This window comes from Streptomyces narbonensis, from assembly GCF_014649015.1.
GTDB lineage: Bacteria > Actinomycetota > Actinomycetes > Streptomycetales > Streptomycetaceae > Streptomyces > Streptomyces narbonensis.
This window is the reverse complement of record NZ_BMSF01000011.1, coordinates 118,582-140,816: the sequence shown is the minus strand read 5'-3', so window position 1 is coordinate 140,816 and position 22,235 is coordinate 118,582. Positions and strand designations below refer to the sequence as shown.

The window sequence follows — 22,235 nt, the reverse complement described above, 5'->3', positions numbered from 1 at the left end:
CGCTAGCGTGCGTGCCCATGTCACGCGCCCCGGCCCGGGGACGGCGATCGAGGAGGTTTCCGCATGAGCCTGTCGCGACGGAGTCTGCTGGCCGCCGGAGGTGCCCTGGGCGCGGTGGGCGCGGGTGCGGCCGTCGCTCCCGCCGCCTCGGCCGTCCCGGACTCCGGGCACCCCCGCGTCCGTACCGGCTTCGAGCGGCTCGCGGCGGACGGGTACGCCCTCCTGGCCGGCGAGCGGGTCGGCGTCGTCACCAACCCGACCGGGGTCACCGCGGACGCCCGGCACATCGTGGACGTGATGCACGCCGACGAGCGGGTCGACCTGATCGCCGTCTTCGGCCCCGAGCACGGCTTCCGGGGCACCGCGCAGGCCGGCGGCTCCGAGGGGCGCTACGACGACCCGGCGACCGGCCTGCCCGTCTACGACACGTACCTGAAGAGCGGCCAGCCGCTGGCGGACGTCTTCACGGCCTCCGGGGTGGACACGATCGTCTTCGACATCCAGGACGTCGGCGCGCGCTTCTACACGTACATCTGGACGCTGTACGACTGCATGGCGGCCGCCGCGCTCGCAGGGAAGCGGTTCGTCGTCCTCGACCGGCCGAACCCGGTGACCGGGCGGGCGGCGTTCGGGCCCGTCCTCGACCGGGCCTTCGCGACCTTCGTCGGGCGGGAGCCGATCGCGCAGGCGCACGGCATGACGGTGGCCGAGCTCGCCCTGCTCTTCAACGCGGAGTTCCTGACCACGCCCGTGGCCCTGGAGACCGTCCGCACGACGGGGTGGCGGCGCACCGAGTTCTTCGACGCGACCGGGCTGCCCTGGGTGCCGCCCAGCCCCAACATGCCGACGCCCGACACCGCGCTCGTCTACTCCGGCACCTGCCTCTTCGAGGGGACGAACCTCTCCGAGGGCCGGGGCACGACCCGTCCCTTCGAGCTGCTCGGCGCGGAGGGCGTCGACCGGCGGTGGGCGGAGGCGGCGAACACCCTCGGTCTGCCCGGAGTCCGCTTCCGCGAGGCGTACTTCGCCCCGACCTTCTCCAAGTTCCAGGGGAAGACCGTGGGCGGCGTGCAGCTGCACGTCCACGACCGCGAGGCCTTCGACCCGGTACGGACCGGGATCGGGCTCCTGGTCACCGCCCGGCGGTCGTGGTCCGGCTTCGCCTGGCGGGCGGACCACTGGATCGACAAACTGACCGGATCGACCCGGGTGCGGACCCTGATCGACGCGGGTGCGGACACCGACGAGGTGGTCGGGGCGTGGGAGGCGGACCTGGCGGCCTTCCGGGCGGTGCGGCAGGAGTATCTGCTGTACCGCTGAGACCGGTCGAACCGGGGTGGCGGGACGGCGGCCGGGCGGGCCGGGGTGGGGCTATCCCCATGATCGACAGGGGAGCTGAGGGGATGTCCGGGAAATGTCCCGCCCACCAGGCTTGGTCCCATGAACCTTTCCGGCACTTCCCTGCGACGCCGCCTGCCCCTCGTCGGACTCCTCGTCGCCGCCTGCCTCGGCTCCCTGGCGCCCGCCGCCGGGGCCGCCGGTCCCGCCGCCGCCCCTGACCCCGCGCGAGAACTCGCCCGCACAGCACAGCCGTTGACCGACCTCCGGCCGCTCGACCGGATGATCGGCTCGGCCAAGGTCGTCGGCATCGGCGAGGCCACCCACAGCTCCGCGGAGTTCTTCACCGCCAAGCACCGGATCTTCGAACACCTCGTGGAGCGCAAGGGGTTCACCACCTTCTCCCTGGAGGCCACCTGGTCCACCGGGCTGCTCGTCGACGCATGGGTGCGCACGGGCCGCGGCGACATCCGGGCGATCATGCGGGACGAGTTCCAGGAGTCGTACCGCCTCTGGAACACCGAGGAGTACCTCGACCTCTTCCGCTGGATGCGACGGCACAACCAGCTCCACCCCGACCACCAGGTCCGCTTCATGGGCAACGACCTCGGCTACGCGGGCGCGAACCTCTTCGACGAGGTGACCTCGTACGTGGCCCGCACCCGCCCCTCGCTCCTCCCCCGCTTCCGGGAGCTCTACCGGAGCTCGCGCCCCACCGGAGGGGTCGAGGCGTGGATGAAGGGGTACATGGCCAAGCCGCGCGCCGAACGGCAGCGGATGGCCGACGAGGTGAACACGGCGCTCGCCCTCCTGGAGCGGCAGCGGCCCGCGAAGGACCCCCGCGCGCGTGAGGCGGCTCAATGGGCCCTGCAGCACGCCCGGGCCATCGCCCAGGTCGGCACCGAGTACGCGCACGACCTCGAGACGGAGGCGGGCGTCGCCGCGGCGATGCTCTACCGGGACCGGGTCATGGCCGAGAACACCGTGTGGTGGCAGCGGCAGACCGGCGACCGGATCGTGCTCTCCGCGCACAACGGCCACGTCGGCTACGAGAGCCCGAAGCCCGACCACTACCCGCGGATCCAGGGCGCCTTCCTGCGGGACGCCCTCGGCCGGGACTACGTGAGCGTCGGCGCGTCCTTCGGGCAGGGCTCCTTCAACGCACACGACACCGAAGCCCCCGGCGAGCCGCTGCGCCCCTTCACCGTCGGCACGCTCGGCCCGGACAGCAACGCCCACACCCTGGACCGGGTCTCGCCGGCCGCCTTCTACCTGGACATGCGGCGCACGACACCGGCCGCACGGGACTGGCTCGCCACCCCCCGCCCGACCCGGGGCATCGGCACGGCGTACCCCTGGCCGGGCGCCGTGACCCAGGCGCGCCTCTCCACCGGGTACGACCTGCTGATCCACTTCCCCCGGATCACGGCGGCGCGCATCCGCTGAGGCGGGAGGGGCGGAGGGGGCTTGCCGCGGCGGTACGCCGCCGCTCGCCGTCCAACCGCACGAGTGCGCTTCCCGGTCGAGGTCTGGCCGGGTCCCCGCGCGGGCATGCTGGCCTGGAGCCGCTGCCCGCGCACCCGTGCGCCGTCGGCGCGGCGGCCACCTCGACGTGGAGGGACGGTCGGGCCGTGACCGGGATGAGTGTGGAACCGTACCGGGAGATCACCTTCGACAAGGACGGCGACGGGCCGGCGGGACAGTCCGCGGCCCTCGCGGCACTGTCCCGGCAGGGGGTGACGGACCTGGTGCTGCTCGCCCACGGGTGGAACAGCTCGCCGTCCGGCGCCACCCGCCTCTGTTCGGACTTCTTCGCGCCCTTCCCCGGCCTGTTCGGGCCGGGGGTCGAGGCCGGGTACGCGGGGCTGATCTGGCCCTCGATGATGTTCACGGGCGAGCCCGTGCCGGACTACCGGGCGCTCGTGACGGTGCTGCCGGAGAAGGAGCCGGTGCTCGGGCGGCTCGCGGAGCTGCTGGCGCTCGCGCCGCCGCACGAGGCCGCGTTCGCCGAGTTCGGCGCGCTCCTGAGGGAGCTCGCCGACGTGCCTGGCGGCCCGGCGGGTGCCGCCGGCTTCGCGGAGCCCGTGCCGGAGTTCCTGGTCGCCGATCCGGTGGCGGTGTGCGCCCTCTTCACGGAGGCCCTGGCCGCGGAGAGCGGTGCGGGAGACGGGGACCGTGCGGGAGACGCGGGCGGTGCGGACGCGGAGTTCGGGGAGGGTCTCAAGCGGTACTGGAAGGGGGCCGGGGAAGCGCTCCGGCAGGCCACGTACTACGTGATGAAGCGGCGGGCCGGGCAGGTCGGCGAGTCCGGGCTGGGGCCCCTGCTCGGCGAGGTCGCCCGTACGGCCCCGGGGCTCCGCGTCCACCTCGTGGGCCACAGCATGGGCGCCCGGCTCGTCGCGTACGCACTGCGCGGACTGCCGGAGGGAGCCCGGCCGGTGGCGTCCGTGACGCTCCTTCAGGGGGCCTTCTCGCACTACGCCTTCGCCGCCCGGCTGCCCCACGACCCGCGGCGGTCCGGCGCGCTGCGGGACATGCAGCGCCGGGTGCGCGGTCCGGTCGTGGCCTGCTACTCGCGGCACGACACGGCGCTCGGGGTGATGTACCCGCTGGCGTCCCGGCTCGCGCGCGACTCCTCGTCGCTGACCGCCCTGCCCGGTGCCGGCGACCCGCGCTGGGGCGCGATCGGGTACGACGGCGTCCAGGCGGTGCCGGGCACGGCGGCGCGGACCGTGGCGGACGTGCCGCGCGAGGGGGTGCCGGGCTCGGGCTGCGTGAACGTGGACACGGCGGAGGTGGTCCGCTCGCACAGCGACATCCGCCGTCCCGAGCTGGCCCGGGTGGTGGTCTCGGCGGCCCGCGCGGGCCGCCCCTGACCCCATCGGACGCTTGGGTTCCGCTGTACTCCGGTGATCTCTCCCGCCCCGTTGATGGCTGCCATCCGGATTTCGATGGAACACCGCGGGCCACTCGTTCGTCCCACTGATACCGCGGTAGGACCAGCGACGGAGGTGGCGAGAGATGGCCGGATTCCGGAGTCTCGCGAGACAGGTGCGCGATCCCGGGTGCGACACGGCGCTGCGCAGGTACTCGCTGCGCAAGTGCCTGGAGCGGTTCGCGCCGTACGGGCACAGGGCGACCTGGGACCATCTGTGCCGCCGGCACAGGTTCGGTCCCGAGGACCGGGAGCTCGATCCGGGGAGGCTGATGGCCGCTCTCGACGAGCTGGAGGAGGCGCGGGCGGTGTGGCTCGCGTACGAGGAGCAGTTCGCCGCGCGGCGCAGGCGCGAGAAGCACGACGGGCTGCGCGGGCTCGGCGCCGTCGACGACTGGCACCGGCAGGTCTGGGGCGGCAACGGGGTGGTGCGGTGCGGTGACCCGGCCGTGCACCCGTCGGATCCGCTGCCGGAGGTGCTGCGCCGGCTGATCGCCGCCCTGGAGGACGGCCCGGGCGAGCGGTGTCCGGTGTGCGCGGGGCCTCGGATCGAGTGGCGGGCGGGGTCTGTGGACGCGTACGAGCCGTGGCTCGGCCCGGTGTGCGGGGACTGTGGTGTGGGCGTCCCGCGGGCGGTGCTCACGTCGGGTGCGCTGGCCCGCGCCCGGGGGGGCGTGCGCCGGCCGCTGGCTCCGGCGGCGTGAGGTGCTCCCGGTGCTTCAGGTGTGTCTCAACGGGTCACGGGGGCCCGGGGACTCCGCCGGGGTGCCGATGTCTCCGGAGTCGATCGCCGAGGCCGCGGCCCTCGCGGTGGCGGCGGGCGCGTGGGAGGTGCGGGTGCACCCGCGCACGCCCTGCGGCGCCGAGTCCCTCTCGCCGCGGGTGCTCGCCCCGGTGCTGACGGCGGTCAGGGCGGCCGTCACCGTGCCGGTGGGGGTGCCGACGTGGGTGCCCGCCGAGACCGGCCCCGGGCGCCGGGTGCAGCGGGTGCGGTCCTGGGCCGGCCTCCTGGGAGGTCCGGACCTTCCGGACCACGCCTCGGTGGACTGGCACGTGCCGGGCGCGGAGGAGGTGGCGGCGGCGCTCCTGGAGCTCGGGGTGGGCGTCGAGGCCGGGGTGCGGTCGGGCACGGACGGCCCCGCGCGGCTCGCGCGCTCCCCTCTGGCGTCCCGTGTGGTGCGGGTCCGTGCGGAGGTCACCGACCCGGACCCGGCGACGGCCGGGGCCTCGGCCCGGGCCCTGCTCGGGGGCCTCGACGTCCCGTCCGGGGTGCCTGTCCTCCTCCACGGCGTGGACGGCGGCGCGTGGCCGGTGCTGCGCCTCGCCCGCCGGCTCGGGCTCGGCACCCGCATCGGTCTCGCCGACACGCTGCTCCTGCCGGACGGCACCCGGGCCCGCTCCAGCGCCGAACTGGTCGCGGCGGCCCTGGCGTGCCCGTAGTGAGCTCCGCATCTCGGTCTCCCCTGTCTCCCCCGCCTCTCCCTTAGCCCTCGTCTCCCTCTTGTCCCTCTTCTTCCCCTTGGCCCCCGTATGGCCCCTCGCCCCCCGTATGACCCGCGCACCTCTCAGTCCGCGGCCGCCGGCCGGGTGACCGGCATCAGGCGGGACCCCGCCATCTGCTCGCCGAAGACGTCGTCGGGGTTGGAGAGGACGCAGGTCTCCAGGGACAGGCAGCCGCAGCCGATGCAGTCCGTCAGGTGGTCGCGCAGCCGGCCCAGCTGCTTGATGCGCTCGTCGAGCTCCGTGCGCCAGGCCGCCGAGAGCCGCGCCCAGTCCTCGTTCGTGGGGGTGCGCTCCTCGGGGAGCCGGGCGAGCGCGTCGCGGATCGTCGCGAGGGGGATGCCGACGCGCTGCGCGGCCCGGACGAAGGCGACCCGACGCAGGGCGTCTCTGCCGTAGCGACGCTGGTTTCCCGTGGTGCGCCGGCTGCTGATGAGCCCCTTCGCCTCGTAGAAGTGCAGGGCGGAGACGGCGGCCCCGCTACGGGCGGAGAGCTGGCCGACGGTGAGTTCGTGGATCTTCTCTGGAATCTGCGGCACTCCACGAACCCTACTGGTGTGTCAGGGGCGGCCGTTGACAGCAGCCCCCGCACCCCACATGCTGAGCAAGCGCTTAGATACCGAGCGGTATGTCGTCGGCACACCGCCGGCACGTCATGCGAGAACCGCCGGTGCGTCATACGAGAAGGGACGAGGAACATGGCCGAGCCGAGGATCTTCACCTCCGCCGAGGAACTGCGCGCGGGGATCGGCGAGCAGTTGGGGTACAGCGACTGGCTGCAGATCGACCAGAAGCGCATCGACCTCTTCGCCGAGGCCACGGGCGACCACCAGTGGATCCACGTCGACCCGGAGCGCGCCGCCGGCGGCCCGTTCGGCGCGACGATCGCGCACGGCTATCTGACGCTCTCGCTGCTGCCGCTGTTCGTGCCACAGGTCCTGCGGGTCGAGGGCATGAAGATGGGCCTCAACTACGGCACCGAGAAGGTGCGCTTCCCCTCCCCCGTACCGGTCGGCTCGCGGCTGCGCGCGACGGCGGTCCTGACGAAGGTCGAGGAGGCCGGGGGCGGCGTGCAGGTGACGGCTGCGGTGACCGTGGAGCGCGAGGACTCCGACAAGCCGGTCTGCTTCGCCGAGTCGGTCTCCCGCTACTACTTCTGAGCTACTTCTGGACCCCGACCATCCTCAGCACGAGGTCGGCGTAGAGCGCGCCGACCTCGTCGGGCGAGCGGCGGCCCTGCGTGTTGAACCAGCGCGAGACGTCGATGCAGAGGGAGAGCACCGCGACCGTGGTGCCGGGCACGTCCGGCACCACGAACTCGCCCGCCTCGACGCCCTCGTCGATGATCCGGCGCACGGCCCCGTCGGACTGCTTGCGCAGCTCCACGATCTCGGCGCGGTGCTCGGGGCCGAGGGCGTCGAGCTCGTACTGGACGACGCGCGCGGTCGTGTGGCGCTCGGCGTGCCAGCGGACGAAGGAGCGCACGGCGTCGGCGAGCCGCTCGGCGGCCGTGCCGTCGCGGTCGGCCGCGGCCCGGAGGATCTCCAGGGCCCTGTCGTGGCCGATGCGGCTGATCCGGTGGAGCAGCTCTTCCTTGGTCTTGTAGTGGATGTAGAGCGCGGCCGGGCTCATGCCGGCGCGGCCCGCGATGTCCCGGGTGGTCGTGGCGTGGTAACCGCGCTCGGCGAACGCCTCGACAGCGGCCACCAGCAGCCGCCGGGCCGCCTCGGGCGTGACCTCGCCCCAGGGCATGTCCTCGCCCCCGGGCGTCTCCTCCGCCGCGCTCATCCCACACTCCCTCTCGGACCCCGTCAGGACGAACACCATACAACGAGGGTGAGCAAGCGCTTAGAGATCGATGGCGGGAGGCCGGTGCCCGGGGGGCGGGACGTCAGGCCTTTCAGAGCTTCTGGAAGGGGTCGTGCTCGGCGAGGATCTTCTCCAGTCGGGCCTGGTCGACCCGGCTGTGGATCTGACCGGCCTCCTGGCGGTCGCGGATGACCTTGGCGAGGGTGAAGGCCGAGGTCGTGAGGTAGAGGACCGAGACGGCGAGGAAGGCCCGCACCCAGGCGCTGGCCTCCAGCTGATAGACGCCGATGGCCACGGCCGCGCCGGCGACGCCGAAGGAGATGACGGCCTGCATGTAGTAGGCGGCGGTGTTCTGCTGCTTGACCGGTGTGTCGCTCATGCAGGACAGCATCGGACGGATGTGGCGGGCACCACATCCGTCCGCGTACTCATCCGGGTACTCAGACCGGGGACGTCGGTCGGGACGCCGGACCGGGCGTCAGTCGGGACGGCAGTCGGGACGCCGGCCCCGGGCGTCAGTCGGGGCGGCAGTCGGGACTTCAGAAGGCCGAGATTCCCGTCAGCGCCCGTCCGATGATGAGCTTCTGGATCTGGCTGGTGCCCTCGTACAGGGTCATGACGCGCGCGTCGCGGACCAGCTTGCCGACGGGGTACTCGTCGATGTAGCCGTAGCCGCCGAAGACCTGCAGGGCGTTGTTCGCCGCGCGGACGGCGGCCTCGGAGGCGTACAGCTTCGCCTTGGAGGCGGCGGTGGCGAAGTCCTCGCCGCGGTCGATGAGGTCGGCGACCCGCCAGGTGAGGAGCCGGGCGGCGTCCACGTCGACGGCGATGTCGCTGATCAGCTCCTGCACGAGCTGGTACGAGGCGATGGGCTTTCCGAACTGCTCGCGCTCCCCCGCGTAGCGCACGGCGACGTCGAGCGCGGCCTGGGCGATGCCGACGCAGCCCGCGGCGACGGACATGCGGCCCTTGGCGAGGGCGGACATGGCGACGGTGAAGCCCTTGCCCTCGGGGCCGAGCATGGCGGTGGCCGGGACGCGGACGTCCTCCAGGACCAGTTCGGCGGTGGCCTGGCCGCGCAGGCCGAGCTTGCCGTGGACCGCGCGGCGGGTGAGGCCGGGGGTGTCCGTGGGGACGAGGAAGGCGGAGACGCCGCGATGGCCCGGGGCGTCGTTCGTGCGGGCGAAGAGCAGGACGACATCGGCCCAGGTGCCGTTGGTGATGAACATCTTGGTGCCGTTCACGACGTAGTCGTCGCCGTCGCGGACCGCGCGGGTGGTCAGGTTTCCGGCGTCGGATCCGGTGCCGGGCTCGGTGAGGCCGAAGCAGCCGAGCGCCTCGCCGGAGGCGAGCCGGGGCAGCCACGCCCGCTTCTGCTCCTCGGTGCCCCAGCCCGCGAGGGTCTTGGCGACCAGGCCGAGGGAGACGGAGACGATGCCGCGCACCGAGGAGTCGCCGCGTCCGAGCTCCTCGGTGACGAGGCAGTACGCGAGGTGGTCGCCACCCGAACCGCCGTACTCCTCCGGAATGGTGAGACCGAGGAAGCCGACGGCGCCGAGCTTCTTCACGATCGCCCGGTCCACCTCCTCCGCGCGGTCCCAGGCGACGGCGTGCGGGGTGACCTCGCGTGCGACGAAGTCCTCGGCGAGCCGCCGTACGGCTTCCTGCTCCTCACTCAGCGCCAGATCCACCGTGCCACCCCATCCGTCTCGTCCGGCCGTCGCGTCCGGCCGTCTCGTCCAGCCGTCTCGCCCAGCCATTTAATTACCACTGCTAGTTTTATTGTGCAGGCCTACTATGTGCGCCATGGCCCGACCGCGCAAGCCCCTGCTCAGCCGAGACCGCATCGTGGAGACGGCGGGTGCGCTCGTGGACGCGGAGGGGCTGGCCGGGCTCTCGACCCGGCGGCTAGCGGCCGAACTCGGGGTGAGCGGGCCCTCGCTCTACAACCACTTCCGCACGAAGGACGAGATCCTCGACGCCGTCGCGGACGCGGTGAGCGCGAAGATCGACCTGTCGATGTTCGCGGAGACCGACGCCCGCGACTGGCGCACCGCCCTGCACGACTGGGCGGTCTCCTACCGCGCGGCCCTCGCCGACCACCCGCACATCGTCCCCGTGCTCGCCCAGGGTCCCGGGCGCCGTCCGGCGGGTCTGCGGGTCGCGGACGCGGTCTTCGGCGCGATGGTCCGGGCGGGCTGGCCCCCGGCCCAGGCCACCTCGATCGGCGCGCTGATGCGGTACTTCGTCACCGGCTCCGCCCTCGGATCCTTCGCCCGCGGCTTCGTCGACGACGAGGCGGCCTACGACCCTGCCGACTACCCCCACCTCGGCCAGGCCCATCTGCTGGCCGAACACCGCCAGAAGGTCGACGAGCGCGCCTTCGAGACGGGCCTGCGGGCGCTGCTCGACGGACTGCTGATCCAGTTCGAGGGCGCGGCGACCGACGCTTCGACTGTCGGGGGCTCGGCCGACGCTTCGACTGCCGGGGGCTCGGCTGCCGCGGGCTCGACTGCCAGGGGTCCGGCGGCCGGCGGTTCGGGCTCCAGCGGTTCGGGCCCCGACGGTTCGAGCCCCGGCGGCTCGGGCAGCTCCGACGGTTCGGCGACCGCCGAACGGTGAGTGCGGGACCCTGGCGTCATGGCAGCCAGTGATCTCGCCGCGCTCGCGGCGCTCTTCGCGGACGAGAGCCGCGCCACCTTCCTGCTCGCCCTGCTCGACGGGCGGGCCTGGACCGCCGGGGAGCTCGCCCGCCACGCGGGCCTGGCGCCCTCCACCGCCAGCGAGCACCTCGGAAAGCTCGTCGCGGGCGGGGTGCTCACGGAGGAAAGGCAGGGCAGACACCGGTACGTCCGGCTGGCCGACCCCGGGATCGCCCATCTCGTCGAGGACCTGGCCGCCCGCTCGGAGCCCGCACACGCCGCGCCGCCCCGCACCCTGCGTGCCGCGAGCGCCGGACGGGCGATGGCCCGGGGGCGGACCTGCTACGACCACCTCGCCGGGCGGCTCGGGATCACGATCACCGAGGCGATGACCGCGCGTGGACTGCTGCGCCAGGACACCGGGTTCGCGCTCACGGACCGGGGCGTGGCGTGGTTCGAGGAGCTGGGCGCCCCCCTCGTCCGGGCGGGGCGGCGGCCCGTCGCACGCGGCTGCCTCGACTGGACCGAGCGCAGGCCGCACCTCGCGGGGATCGCGGGCGCCGCGCTCTGCCGGCACGCGCTGGACAGCGGGTGGTGCGTGCGGATCGGGACCGAGCGGGCCGTGAAGGTCACGGCGGAGGGCGAGGCCGCGCTGCACGGGACGCTGGGCATCGACCCGTCATCGCTGCGCTGAGCAGACGCGCGCCGGAATCGCGGCGAGCGGGCCCGCCCGTGCCGCGATGCGTCGGGCCCGCGATATTGCGGTGAACGCCGAACCGTCCGCGCCCTACGGTCAGGCCATGCAGAACCGAACCTCGCGCCTCGCGCTCGCCGCCGCCGGTGTCACCGTCGTCCTGTGGGCCTCCGCCTTCGTCTCCATCCGCAGCGCCGGGGCGGCCTACTCCCCCGGCGCCCTCGCCCTCGGGCGGCTCCTCGCCGGGGCGCTGGTCCTCGGCTGCGTCCTGCTGATCCGGCGCGAGGGGCTGCCTCCCAGAGCGGCCTGGCGCGGGATCCTGGTCTCGGGGCTGCTCTGGTTCGGTGTCTACATGGTCGTCCTCAACTGGGGCGAGCAGGAGGTCGACGCGGGGACGGCGGCGATGGTCGTGAACATCGGGCCGATCCTGATCGCGCTGCTCGGCGCGCGGTTCCTGAAGGAGTCGCTGCCGCCCCGGCTGGTCGCGGGCATGGCCGTGTCCTTCGCGGGCGCGGTGGCCGTGGGCCTCTCCATGTCCGGCGGTTCCGAGGGTTCCGGCGGATCGTCCGACGCGGGGACCTCCGTGCTCGGAGTGGTGCTCTGCCTGGTCGCGGCGGCGGCGTACGCGGGTGGGGTCGTGGCCCAGAAGCCGGCGCTCGCGCACGGCAGCGCGCTCCAGGTGACGACCTTCGGCTGCCTGGTGGGCGCGGTGGCCTGCCTGCCGTTCGCAGGGCAGCTGGTCGAGGAGGCGGGCAGGGCCCCGCTGTCCGCGACCCTGAACATGCTCTACCTGGGGGTGTTCCCGACCGCGCTCGCCTTCACGACCTGGGCGTACGCCCTGGCCCGTACGACCGCGGGCCGGATGGGCGCGACGACGTACGCCGTACCCGCCCTCGTCGTCCTCCTCGCCTGGCTCTTCCTCGGCGAGCTGCCGGGGGTGCTCACGCTCGCCGGGGGCGCGCTCTGCCTCGCGGGCGTGGCCGTGTCCCGTTCGCGACCGCGGGCGGCCGCCGCTTCCGGAAGGACCGAATCCATCTGACGGGCGGTGCCCATGGTCGCCGGCGGTGCGCCGTCACACCGTCAGTTCCCGCGCCCGGAGCTCAGCAGCCGGCGGGCGAATGCCGACAGCGAGCGGCCGATGCGCTCGGTCGACAGGCCGAGTTCGTGCCGCTGGAACTGGAAGAGCTCCGGCGCCAGCGGGCTGAGTGCGACGTCGATCATCGGGTCCGGATCCTCCACCCCGTGGTCGACGAGGAGCGTGCGGACGTGCACGCGCCAGAAGGCGTACGCACCCGTCCTGAAGCGCGCGGCCCCGGTCTCCGCCCCCAGCGCCAGCGGCAGATGACGCTCCAGCAGGTCGAGCATGGCGAGGTAGAAGGCGGCGAGCCGCTCCCCCGCGGGTGCGCCGGGGCCGAGCGGCGGCGGGCCGTGGATCAGCTGGCCCTGGAGCCGGCGCTCGTGCTCGTCAAGGAGGGCGACGGCGACGGAGGGCGGGTCGGGGAAGCTCCGGTAGAGCGTGGCGCGGCCCACGCCCGCCGCCTTGGCGATCCGGTCCATGGTCACCGACCGGGGGTCCTGCTCGGCGAAGAGCTGCTCGGCGGCGGCCAGGATCTGGGCGCGATTCCGCTCCGCGTCCGCGCGTCGGCGCGGCGCGACCGGCTGCTCGTCCGCCACCTGCAGATCGCCGAGGAGCCCGTCGATCCGGTGCACGGAGGCGTGCGCGGAGGGGCTCACGGAAGGACTCGCGGAAGAGCTCGCGGAGGAGTCCGCCGAGGAGTCCGCCGAGGAGTGTGCGGAGGAGTGCGCGGAGGAGTGCGCGGAGGGGGCTCCACGTCCTCGCTGCTCGTCGTCGCTCATGGATCAGACCTTACTTCCCCGGACCTCAAGTGGACACCTTGTCCGCTTGAGCTTGCACATGGCATGCTAAGTGGACGCAATGTCCACTTACCCGTTTGCCATCCCGCCCAGGGAGATCCAGATGCACACCGCGCTCCTCGCCGCGGCCCTGCTGGTCGGCTGCCTCCTGGCCGTCCAGGCCTCGGTGAACCTCCAGCTCAACTCGGCCGTCGGCACTCCGTACGGCGCCTCGACCATCCAGCTCGGCGTCGCGACCGGGCTGCTCACCGTCCTCGCGGTGGCGGCCGGCGCGCTCGGTGCGCTCGGCAGGCTCCCCGACGTGGAGGCCTGGCAGCTGCTCGGCGGGCTGGCCAGTCCGCTCTACATCACCAGCGGCATCCTGCTGTTCCCCCGGCTCGGTGCCCTCGCCGCCGTCGGGCTCTTCGTGACGGGCCAGATGTTCGCCTCGCTCACCCTCGACCTCTTCGGCCTCCTGGGCCTGGAGCGGCAGGACCTCAGCGCCGGGATCGTCATCGGCGCCCTCGCCGTGCTCGCGGGCATCGTCGTGATCATCCGGGGGATGAAGGCGACGGCCCCGCCCGGCGCGCCGAGGACGTCGAGCGCCGGGCGCGTCGGCCGGCTGGCCCTCGGCGTGCTCGCTGGAGCCGCCCTGCCGGTGCAGGGGGCGGTCAACGCCCAGCTCCGCGCCCAGCTCAAGGAGCCCATCACGGTCGCCGTGATCAGCTTCGCCGTCGCGACCTTCACGATCGCCGTCGTCCTGCTGGTGCTCTACGCGACCCGCCGCACGCCGAAGCCGAGGATCGCCCCGCTGAAGAAGATGCCCTGGTGGGGCTGGCTCGGTGGCGCGTGCGCCGCCGCCTACGTCACCGGCACGTTCCTGCTCATGCCCACCATCGGCGCGGCGGTGACGATCGCGCTCACCGTGACGGGGCAGCAGCTCACGTCGGCGCTGATCGACCACAAGGGCCTGTTCAAGCTGCCGCAGCGCTCACTGACGAGGCCGCGCGCCCTGGGCCTCGTCCTCCTGATCGCCGGCTCCCTGACCATCCAGCTCGTCTGAGGCCCTCCTTCCGACCCTCCCGTCCCTCCCGACCCTTCCGACTCTCCGATCGAGGGATGTGCCGTGAAAGCCACCTACACCGCAGGGCCGGACATCCACGTCCTCCCCTCGGCGCTGCCCATACCCGGCCTGGGAGACCAGCCGGTCCACGCTTTCCTCGTACGGTCGGACCTGCCGATGCTCGTCGACACCGGCATGCCCGTCGACCAGGAGGGCTTCCTCAAGTCCCTCTGGTCACTGATCGATCCGGCCGATCTGCGCTGGGTCGTCGTCACGCACGACGACCGTGACCACACCGGCGCCCTGGCCCGCGTCCTGGAGGCCGCGCCGCGCGCGAAGGTCCTCACCCACGCGATATCGCTGACACGACTGTCGGAAGAGTTCGACATTCCGCGGGAACGGGTGGTGACGGCGAACCCGGGAAGCCGCGTGAAGATCGGTGACCGGGAGCTGAGTTTCCATCGGCCGCCCACCTTCGATTCGCCCGGCACCCTTGCGGTGTTCGACCATTCCGACGGCACGCTCTACAGCTCCGACAGCTTCGGGACCGTGGTCGAGGGAACAGCCCGGGACCTCGCCGATCTCGACGAGGCGGAATTCCTCCACGGATTCGACGTCCTGAACCGCGCCATAGCCCCGTGGACCGCGCTGGCCGACGAAGGAAAGTTCCTGCGGCCCGTACGCGAGCTGGCCGCGCTGCGTCCCGCGCGGCTGCTCAGCGCCCACGGCCCGACCGTCCGCGAGGACGGCGTGCCACGCCTCTTCGAGGCGATGGCCCGTATCCCCTCCCTGCCCGCCTGGCTCCCCGGCGCCGACCTCGACCTGGAGGCCGCGCTCGACGCCCACGAGTCGCCCACCGGCTGACGCCCCGCCGCCCGGCCGCTTCCCGAACCGAGGAGAACCATGTCCGACCCGATCAGCCCCGAACCGGCCGCCGTCGCACCGGCGTCCGGAGCCCCCGCCCCCTTCGACCCGGCCACCGTCGCCCTGACCCCGCCGCGCGGTGTCGTCACCGTCTACTCCGACATCTGGTGCTCCTTCGCGCACATCGCCGTCCACCGCCTGCACACCACCCGGGCCCGGCTGGGCCTGGCCGAGCAGGTCTCCTTCGACCTGCGCGCCTTCCCGCTGGAGCTGCTCAACGACGCCCCGAGCCCGCGCCCGGGCACGGACAGCGAGGTCGCCCGGATGGCCGCCCTCGAGCCGTCCGCCGGCTGGCAGTTGTGGCAGGCCAAGGACTGGCTCTACCCGTCCACGACCCTGCCCGCCCTGGAGGCGGTGCTCGCCGCGAAGGAGCAGGGTCTTCACGCCTCGGAACAGCTCGACCTCGGGCTGCGGCGGGCCTTCTGGGCCGAGTCGCGCTGCATCAGCAACCGCAAGGTGATCCTCGACGTGGCCGGGGACAGCGGCGCGGTCGACGTCGACGCCCTCGCCGCCGCGCTCGACGACGGCCGGTCCCGTCGGACCCTCTCGGAGCACGCAGCCGTGTCCCGTACCGACCGGGTGAACTGCAGCCCGCACCTGTTCCTGCCCGACGGCTCCGACCATGCCAACCCTGGCATCGACGTGGGCTGGGAGGGCGCCTACGGCATCGGCTGGCCGGTCATCGCCTCGGACGACCCGAAGGTGTACGAGGACATCCTGCTGCGGGCCGCCACCGAGTAGCCGAACGCGGAGTCAAGCGCGGCGCTCTCCCCTGGGACGTCGGCGTCTGCTGCGGTCCGGATCGGTGACGGGCGCGGCCCCGCGCCGCACGTGAGGTGCGGTGCGGGGCCGGTCGGTACGGCCCGTACGTCAGGGGAAGACCACCAGGGCCCGGCCGCCCTTGCCGGCGAGCATGTTGTCGAAGGCCGCCGGGATGCCTTCCAGGGTGATCCGCTCGGTGACGAGCGCGCCGAGGTCGAAGCGGCCCGCCCTGATGTGCTCGGCGAGGACCGGCAGGTCGGCGGCGGGGTTCGAGTTGCCGTAGACGCAGCCGGCCAGGGTGCGGCCCCAGTGGAAGAGCTCCAGGGCGTGGAAGGTGACCTGCTGGTCCTTGCCGCCGATGCCGACGACCGTGGTGCGGCCGCCGCGCCGGGTGGAGTCCCAGGCGGTGCGGATGGTGACGGCGCGGCCGACGCACTCGACGGCCACGTCGACGCCCTGGCCGCCCGTCAGCTTCCGGATGTCCTTCGCCGTCGTCTCGGAGGCGACGACGTACTCGGTGGCGCCCGCCGCCCTCGCCAGGGCTTCCTTCTCCGGGGAGACGTCGACCGCGACGATCGTGGACGCGCCCGCAATCCGGGCGGCCTGGAGGGTGGCGAGGCCGACCCCGCCGACGCCGAAGACCGCGACCGTCTCGCCCTCCCGGACCCGGGCGGAGTGGTGGACGGCGCCCCAGCCGGTGAGGACGGCGCAGCCGAGCAGGGCGGCGTCGGTGAGCGGTACGCCTTCGGGGGCGGGCAGGAGGCAGTTCGCGGCGACGACCGTCTCCTCGGCGAAGGCTGCGACGTTGAGTCCGGGGTGGAGCTCGGTGCCGTCCTCGGTGCGGGCGTGGAGGTTCGCGGAGCCGGTGAGGGCGTTGGCGCAGAGCCAGACCTCACCGAGTGAGCACGGGTGGCAGTGTCCGCAGGACGGCGCCCAGTTGAGGACGACGCCGTCGCCGGGGGCGACGTGCGTGACGCCTTCGCCGACGGAGACGACGGTGCCGGCGCCCTCGTGGCCGAGGACGGCCGGGACCGGCACGCGCATGGTGCCGTTGGAGAGAGACAGGTCGGAGTGGCAGACCCCGGCGGCGGCGAGCCGGACCCGGACCTGGCCGGGGCCGGGCTCGGGGAGTTCGATGCCGGTGATCTCCAGGGGGGAGCCGACGGCGGGCAGGACGGCGGCGCGGATCAGGCTCACGTGCGGTGCTCCTCGTGGCTGGGGCCTGTCCGACGACGGGCGTCGGACAGGCCGGGTCGTTCGGTCGGTGCGATCGGCGTGCCGCCGTGCGGCCGGCGTGCGTGCCGCGCGGGACGGACCCGACGGGAACGGTCGGACAGGGCCCTAGAGCGTGCGCGCCAGGCGTCGCGGGCCAGGCTGGACTTCCCGGACAGGCCCTAGAACTGGAGGGACTTGGTCTGGAGGTACTCGGCGAGGCCGTGGGCGCCGAGCTCCCGGCCGACGCCGGACTGCTTCCAGCCGCCGAAGGGGGCCAGCGGGTTGAACCGGCCGCCGTTGATGTCGACCTGGCCGGTCTCCATGCGGCGGGCGAAGGCGACGGCCTCCTCGGGCTCGCCCCAGACGGCTCCGGCGAGGCCGTACTCGGTGCCGTTGGCGATGGCGAGGGCGTCGGCCTCGTCCTCGTACCGGATGATCGAGACGACCGGGCCGAAGATCTCCTCGCGGGCGATGGTCATGTCGGGGGTGACGTCGGCGAAGATGGTCGGGGAGACGTAGTAGCCCGTCTCACGCGGGGCCTCGGGGCCGCCGGCGACGAGCCGGGCGCCCTCCTCGACGCCCTTCTCGATGTAGCCGCGGACGCGGTCCCGCTGCCTGGCGTTGACGAGGGGGCCGACGCGCTCGCCGGGGACGTACTTGGCGACGGCCTCGGCGGCGAGCGCCACTGCCTCCTCGTACCGCTCGGCGGGGACGAGCATCCGGGTCCAGGCGCTGCACGTCTGGCCGGAGTTGGACATGACGTTGGCGATGCCGACGGCAACGGCCTTGGGGAGGTCGGCGCTCGGCAGGATCACGTTGGCGGACTTGCCGCCCAGTTCGAGGGCGACCCGCTTGACGGCGCCGCCCGCGAGGGCGCCGATGCGGCGGCCGACGGCGGTGGACCCGGTGAAGGAGACGAGGTCGACGTCCGGGTGCTCGGCGAGGGCCTGGCCCGCCACCGGGCCGAGGCCGGTGACCAGGTTGAACACACCGGCCGGCAGGCCCGCCTCGTGGACGGCCTCGGCGAAGAGCTGGGCGGTGAGCGGGGTGTCCTCGGCGGGCTTGAGGACGGTCGTGCAGCCGGCGGCGAGCGCGGGGGCGACCTTCGCGACGATCTGGTGGAGCGGGTAGTTCCAGGGGGTGATCGCGGCGACGACGCCGACCGGCTCGGCGTAGACGGTGGAGTTGCCGACCTTCTCCTCGAAGGAGTGGGTGGCGGCGAGCTCGGCGTAGGAGCCGGCGACCACGACCGGCAGGCCGGCGTGGACGGTGGCGGCGAGCTGCGGCGGGGCGCCGAGCTCGGCGGTGACGGTGGCGGCGATCTCCTCCGCGCGGCCGGCGAGCGCGTCGCGCAGGGCGGCGATGCGGGCGGCGCGCTCGGCGGGCGGGGTGGAGGCCCAGCCGGGGAGCGCGGCGCGGGCGGCGCGCACGGCGGCGTCGACGTCCTCGGCGGTGCCGGCCGGGACATGGGCGATGACCTGCTCGTCCGCGGGGTTGATCACCGGGACGGTCTCCGTCGAGGAGGCGGGGCGCCACTCCCCGCCGATGTACATCGCGTCGTGGGCCTTCATCCGCTGTCTCCTCACGTTGCCGTCCGGACGTTACCGACCGGTTCGCCGTCGCGACCCAAACTAGCGCTGTTAGTTTTCTGGCGCCAGGGCCGACGGGAGTGCCCCGGGTCTCAGTTCCCCGCCGATCGTGCCGCCCCGACGCGCACCCTGTCCACGGCCACCGCGCACAGCCGTACGCCACCGGAACTGGCGGAAGCCTCCTTGCCGAGCCGCGCCTTGCCTTCCCAGCCCCGACACCGCCGACCGCCAGTACGCCGAGCTCATCGGTACCGGTACCCATCACCTGGCACGCGCGGTGCCCTGCTTAGCCGTCGGCGGTACGAGGAGGGGGCGGTGGCCGCGCGGGAAGTGGCCGACGCGGCCCAGGCGGGACCGGTGCGGGCTGCTCGCCAGGGCGCGGGCCGCCCGGGCGACCTCGCTAGGGGTCGCGGGCCGCCCGGGCGACTTCGCTGGGGGTCGCGGGCCGGTTCGGGCAGGCGGACCGGGCGGTGCGGCACGCGGAGGCGTACGGCGATCGGCCGGGGAGCGGGAGGCGGCGGAGGGTTTCGGCCGGGCGGCCGCCCTGGCGGAGGAACTGCCGTACCCGGCGGGCGCCCGCCGGGTAGCGGGGGCCCGCCGGGTGGCGGGGGCCCGCCGGGTGGCGGGGGCCCGCGTGAGCGGGGAGGGCGGCCTACGGAGGTAGGTGGCGGACGGAGCAGGACCGGACGGCTGACGTGGGAGCGCGACGGACGCGGCTGGGGCCCGTCGGCCGGATCGTCAGATCGTCCGGTCGATGTCGGTGAGGTGGGCGAAGACGACGATGTTCGACTCGTAACCCTTGCTCTTGTCGAAGGCTCCGCCGCAGGTGAGCAGCCGGAGTTCGGGCCGTCCTGTGGCCCCGTACACCTCCTTGTCGGGGAAGTCGTCCTTGGCGTACGTCCGGACGCGGTCGACCGTGAAGACGGCGACCCTGCCGTCGGCCCGGGCGACCCGGACGGTGTTGCCCGGACTGAGCGAGTCGAGGTTGAGGAAGACGGCGGGCCCGCTGCGGGTGTCGCGGTGTCCGACGACGACGGCGGTCCCGCGTTCCCCCGGGGTGGCGCCCTTCGCGTACCAGCCGGCGACCCGGGGGTTGTCGACGGGTGGGGTGTCGAGCCGCCCGGCACGGTCGAGGCCGAGGTCGATGACCGGGGCCTCGATGGTGATGGCCGGGACGGCGAGCGTGGTCGGGCGCGAACGGGCCAGCGGCGCGGGGGGCGGCGCCGGCCGGGGTGGTCGGGGCGTGGCCTTCGGGGCTGCCCTCGGCTTCGCCTTGTGGTCGAGGGAGGCCGGGGCACCGGCCGCCGCACCCGCCGCGGCCGAGCCGGGTGTGGCGGCCGGGCCGGGTGCGGCCGGGCCGGCAGCGAGCGGCGGGTCGGCCGGTTCACCGTCCCCGGCCCACCAGGCGCCCCCGGTCACCAGGACGCACGTCACCGTGACGGTCCTGGCGAGCCGGAGGAGTCGCCGTTGCCGGCGCGTGAAGCGGGGCCGGGACGTGGGACGGGACCTACGCGGCGCCATTGTCGCGGCGGCGCGAGCGACGGATCATGACCAGTCCGGCCGTGCCGGCGAGGCCCGCCGCGACGGCCGCACCGATACCGAAGGTCGAGGAGTCCTCGGCGGCGATCGGCGCGCTGCCGCCGCCTCCCGCGCCTACCGGGCCGTGCGGCGGCTTGCCGTGGCCGTTGCCGCCGTTCCCGCCGGGGCCGCCGCCGGGGCCGCCGTTACCGTTGGTGGGCGTCGGCGTCGGCGTCGGGCAGTTGACCCGGAAGACCTTGGACTTCGCCGAGCCGCTCTGGCCCTCCCACGTCCATTCGACCTTGTACATGCCGGACGACAGGCCGGTGATGTCGTCCGTGTGTCCGTCACCATTGCTGTCGACGGCGATGCTGCCGTTCTTCAGCGACGGGTCCTGGTTGCCTGGCTGGCCGGGCTGCTCATAGATGTTCCACTGGATGCTCTGCAGTCCGTCGAAGTTGAAAGCCGCGAAGCGGAAGATGCACCCGACCTGAGGCTCGTTGGCCTGGCTGGTGTCGGAGGTGCCCTGTCGATGGACCTTTACGTCACCGTTGTCACCGGGGGCGGCGAAAGCCGCCGGGGCGCCGGCGAGGGTCACACCGCCGAGCGCCAGGGTGGCGAGCGCCGCGCGGAGAAGAGTGCGGGTGGGGGGAGTCGCCATGAGGGAGGTCCTCCAGTCGTGAGGGAGCACAGTGGACGCGCATTTGCGATAATCCGACTATCTGTCACGACATGGGCACAGAAGGTGACGACTCGACCGTGCCGACCTCCGGCTCCACCCGTCCGGCCCACTCCCCGTCGCCGCACAGGACCGGGGCCGGGTCGGGGCAGCCCGGCTCAGATGATCCCGAAGAGGATTCCCGCCGCCAGCACGACCAGCGAGGTCAGCGCCGCCCACTTCACCGTGAACCGGGTGTGGTCGCCGAACTCCACCTTCGCCATGCCGACGAGGACGTACACGGCCGGCACCAGCGGGCTGGACATGTGCAGGGCCTGACCGACCAGCGACGCCCGCGCGATCTCCAGGGGCGACACGCCGTGGGCGGCGCCGGCCTCCGCGAGGACCGGCAGGACGCCGAAGTAGAAGCCGTCGTTCGACATGAAGTAGGTGAGCGGAAGGCTCAGGACGCCGGTGACCACGGCCATGTGCGGCCCCATGCCCTCGGGGATGGCGCCGACGAGCCAGTCGGCCATGTGCTCGACCATGCCCGTGCCGGTGAGGACGCCCGTGAAGACGGCCGCGGCGAAGACCATGCCCGAGACGTTGAGGACGTTGTCCGCGTGGGCGGCGATCCGGGCCTTCTGCTCGGCCATGTTCGGGTAGTTGACGGTGAGCGCGAGAGCGGCGCCGAGGAGGAACAGGACCGGGATCGGCAGGAGTTCCAGGATCATCGCGGTGAGCAGCACGACGGTGAGGCCGGCGTTGAACCAGTACAGCTTGGGACGGAGGGTCGGGCGGTTCGGGTCGAGCCCCTGGAAGCCCTCGTCGTCAGCCGCTCCCACGCTCTCGCCCACGCTTCCGCCCGCGCCCCCGGCGGCGCACTCGTCGGCGCTACCGGCGGCGCACTCGTCGGCGCTACCGGCGGCGCTCCCGGTGGAGCCGCCGACCGACTTCTGCATCGTGCCCGTGCCCGTGCCCTTGCCCACGCCCACGCCCGTGCCGCCGCCCGCCGCGACCAGCACGGTCTCGGTCTCCGGCCCCAGGGCCTCGTCGAGCGTGAGGTAGCCGATGCGCCTGCGCTCGCGGCGCCCGAGGACGTAGGCGAGGGCGAAGACGAAGAGCAGGCCCATCCCGAGCGCGGGGATCATCGGTACGAAGATGTCGGCGGCGTCCAGCTTCAGCGCGGTCGCGGCGCGGGCCGTGGGGCCGCCCCAGGGCAGGGTGTTCATGACGCCGTTGGCGGTGGCGGCGACACCCGTCATGACGACCAGGCTCATGCCGAGCCGCTTGTAGAGCGGATACATCGCCGAGACGGTGATCATGAAGGTGGTGGAGCCGTCGCCGTCCAGGGAGACGATGGCGGCGAGCACCGCCGTGCCCACGACGACGCGGACCGGGTCGGCCTTGCAGAAGCGCAGGATGGCCCGGACGATCGGGTCGAAGAGACCGACGTCGATCATGACGCCGAAGTAGACGATCGCGAACATCAGCATCGCGGCGGTCGGCGCCAGCTTGCCGACCCCCTCGATGACGTAGTCGCCGAGCTGGGCCCCCTGCCCCACCGCGACGCAGAACAGCGCGGGGATCAGCACGAGCGCCGCGATCGGCGACATCTTCTTCATCATGATCAGGACCAGGAAGGTCGCGATCATGGCGAAGCCGAGGACGGTCAGCATGGAGGACACCTCACGTTCACCCTTGAACTGCCGCCGAGCGGCGGTCCGGATGACG

21 protein-coding genes and 1 pseudogene are annotated in these 22,235 nt (G+C 73.4%); 12 read left to right on the top strand and 10 right to left on the bottom strand.

What is annotated here, in order from left to right; genetic code table 11:
• Positions 1-63 precede the first annotated feature (63 nt).
• From IE124_RS22105 to IE124_RS22085, 5 genes are all read left to right on the top strand, one after another.
• Positions 64-1,320 carry an exo-beta-N-acetylmuramidase NamZ family protein gene (locus tag IE124_RS22105; protein WP_189509630.1) on the top strand — a complete coding sequence of 419 codons (1,257 nt, stop codon included), beginning with the start codon at positions 64-66 and terminating at the stop codon, positions 1,318-1,320.
• A 120-nt stretch (positions 1,321-1,440) separates the two neighbouring features.
• Positions 1,441-2,784 carry an erythromycin esterase family protein gene (locus IE124_RS22100; protein ID WP_189509629.1) on the top strand — a complete coding sequence of 448 codons (1,344 nt, stop codon included), beginning with the start codon at positions 1,441-1,443 and terminating at the stop codon, positions 2,782-2,784.
• A 194-nt stretch (positions 2,785-2,978) separates the two neighbouring features.
• Entirely contained in the window at positions 2,979-4,214 is a 1,236-nt protein-coding gene (locus IE124_RS22095; RefSeq protein WP_189509729.1) for an alpha/beta hydrolase family protein, read from the top strand.
• A 145-nt stretch (positions 4,215-4,359) separates the two neighbouring features.
• Positions 4,360-4,977: a hypothetical protein gene (locus tag IE124_RS22090; RefSeq protein WP_189509628.1), complete on the top strand. Its 618-nt coding sequence runs from the start codon at positions 4,360-4,362 to the stop codon at positions 4,975-4,977.
• A gap of 10 nt (positions 4,978-4,987) precedes the next feature.
• Positions 4,988-5,713: a 3-keto-5-aminohexanoate cleavage protein gene (locus IE124_RS22085; RefSeq protein WP_189509627.1), complete on the top strand. Its 726-nt coding sequence runs from the start codon at positions 4,988-4,990 to the stop codon at positions 5,711-5,713.
• Positions 5,714-5,838: 125 nt separating this feature from the next.
• Here the strand turns inward: IE124_RS22085 and soxR are convergent, their stop codons facing one another.
• The gene (soxR, locus tag IE124_RS22080) at positions 5,839-6,312 is read right to left on the bottom strand and encodes a redox-sensitive transcriptional activator SoxR (protein WP_189509626.1); all 474 of its coding nucleotides are present in this window, start codon (positions 6,310-6,312) and stop codon (positions 5,839-5,841) included.
• Between the two features lie 159 nt (positions 6,313-6,471).
• Here soxR and IE124_RS22075 point away from each other — a divergent pair, with 159 nt between their 5' ends.
• Positions 6,472-6,933 (top strand): MaoC family dehydratase, encoded by a 462-nt coding sequence (locus IE124_RS22075; RefSeq protein ID WP_189509625.1) that lies wholly within the window; start codon positions 6,472-6,474, stop codon positions 6,931-6,933.
• A 1-nt stretch (position 6,934) separates the two neighbouring features.
• Here IE124_RS22075 and IE124_RS22070 read toward each other — a convergent pair whose 3' ends face one another.
• From IE124_RS22070 to IE124_RS22060, 3 genes are all read right to left on the bottom strand, one after another.
• Positions 6,935-7,561, bottom strand: coding sequence for a TetR/AcrR family transcriptional regulator (locus IE124_RS22070; RefSeq protein WP_189509624.1), 627 nt, complete (start codon positions 7,559-7,561; stop codon positions 6,935-6,937).
• Positions 7,562-7,673: 112 nt separating this feature from the next.
• Positions 7,674-7,961: a YiaA/YiaB family inner membrane protein gene (locus tag IE124_RS22065; RefSeq protein WP_150271809.1), complete on the bottom strand. Its 288-nt coding sequence runs from the start codon at positions 7,959-7,961 to the stop codon at positions 7,674-7,676.
• Positions 7,962-8,121: 160 nt separating this feature from the next.
• Positions 8,122-9,273: an acyl-CoA dehydrogenase family protein gene (locus tag IE124_RS22060; RefSeq protein ID WP_189509623.1), complete on the bottom strand. Its 1,152-nt coding sequence runs from the start codon at positions 9,271-9,273 to the stop codon at positions 8,122-8,124.
• Positions 9,274-9,388: 115 nt separating this feature from the next.
• Between IE124_RS22060 and IE124_RS22055 the strand changes: the two are divergent.
• From IE124_RS22055 to IE124_RS22045, 3 genes and pseudogenes are all read left to right on the top strand, one after another.
• Positions 9,389-10,015, top strand: a pseudogene (locus tag IE124_RS22055) (TetR/AcrR family transcriptional regulator); the annotation flags it as partial.
• A gap of 207 nt (positions 10,016-10,222) precedes the next feature.
• A complete protein-coding gene (locus IE124_RS22050) occupies positions 10,223-10,918 on the top strand; it encodes an ArsR/SmtB family transcription factor (protein WP_189509622.1) in 696 nt (231 codons plus the stop codon).
• A 106-nt stretch (positions 10,919-11,024) separates the two neighbouring features.
• A complete protein-coding gene (locus IE124_RS22045; RefSeq protein WP_189509621.1) occupies positions 11,025-11,957 on the top strand; it encodes a DMT family transporter in 933 nt (310 codons plus the stop codon).
• Positions 11,958-11,998: 41 nt separating this feature from the next.
• Here IE124_RS22045 and IE124_RS22040 read toward each other — a convergent pair whose 3' ends face one another.
• Positions 11,999-12,619: a TetR/AcrR family transcriptional regulator gene (locus IE124_RS22040; RefSeq protein WP_229832712.1), complete on the bottom strand. Its 621-nt coding sequence runs from the start codon at positions 12,617-12,619 to the stop codon at positions 11,999-12,001.
• Positions 12,620-12,896: 277 nt separating this feature from the next.
• Here IE124_RS22040 and IE124_RS22035 point away from each other — a divergent pair, with 277 nt between their 5' ends.
• From IE124_RS22035 to IE124_RS22025, 3 genes are all read left to right on the top strand, one after another.
• Positions 12,897-13,835 carry a DMT family transporter gene (locus IE124_RS22035; protein WP_189509620.1) on the top strand — a complete coding sequence of 313 codons (939 nt, stop codon included), beginning with the start codon at positions 12,897-12,899 and terminating at the stop codon, positions 13,833-13,835.
• A gap of 63 nt (positions 13,836-13,898) precedes the next feature.
• Positions 13,899-14,699: an oxygen-binding di-iron domain-containing protein gene (locus tag IE124_RS22030; protein ID WP_189509619.1), complete on the top strand. Its 801-nt coding sequence runs from the start codon at positions 13,899-13,901 to the stop codon at positions 14,697-14,699.
• Positions 14,700-14,738: 39 nt separating this feature from the next.
• Positions 14,739-15,500, top strand: coding sequence for a DsbA family oxidoreductase (locus IE124_RS22025; protein ID WP_189509618.1), 762 nt, complete (start codon positions 14,739-14,741; stop codon positions 15,498-15,500).
• Positions 15,501-15,629: 129 nt separating this feature from the next.
• On the opposite strand, the gene IE124_RS22020 is transcribed toward IE124_RS22025, so the two are convergent.
• The 5 genes from IE124_RS22020 to IE124_RS22000 all read right to left on the bottom strand — a co-directional run bounded on the left by IE124_RS22020 (position 15,630) and on the right by IE124_RS22000 (position 22,180).
• Positions 15,630-16,712: a Zn-dependent alcohol dehydrogenase gene (locus IE124_RS22020; RefSeq protein ID WP_189509727.1), complete on the bottom strand. Its 1,083-nt coding sequence runs from the start codon at positions 16,710-16,712 to the stop codon at positions 15,630-15,632.
• A gap of 203 nt (positions 16,713-16,915) precedes the next feature.
• Entirely contained in the window at positions 16,916-18,307 is a 1,392-nt protein-coding gene (locus IE124_RS22015) for an aldehyde dehydrogenase family protein (RefSeq protein WP_189509617.1), read from the bottom strand.
• Between the two features lie 756 nt (positions 18,308-19,063).
• Positions 19,064-19,846 (bottom strand): class F sortase, encoded by a 783-nt coding sequence (locus IE124_RS22010; RefSeq protein ID WP_189509616.1) that lies wholly within the window; start codon positions 19,844-19,846, stop codon positions 19,064-19,066.
• A complete protein-coding gene (locus IE124_RS22005) occupies positions 19,833-20,504 on the bottom strand; it encodes a hypothetical protein (protein ID WP_189509615.1) in 672 nt (223 codons plus the stop codon). The genes IE124_RS22010 and IE124_RS22005 overlap by 14 nt, the downstream gene beginning before the upstream one ends.
• Before the next feature lie 176 nt (positions 20,505-20,680).
• Positions 20,681-22,180, bottom strand: coding sequence for a CitMHS family transporter (locus IE124_RS22000; RefSeq protein ID WP_189509614.1), 1,500 nt, complete (start codon positions 22,178-22,180; stop codon positions 20,681-20,683).
• Between the last annotated feature and the right edge of the window lie 55 nt (positions 22,181-22,235).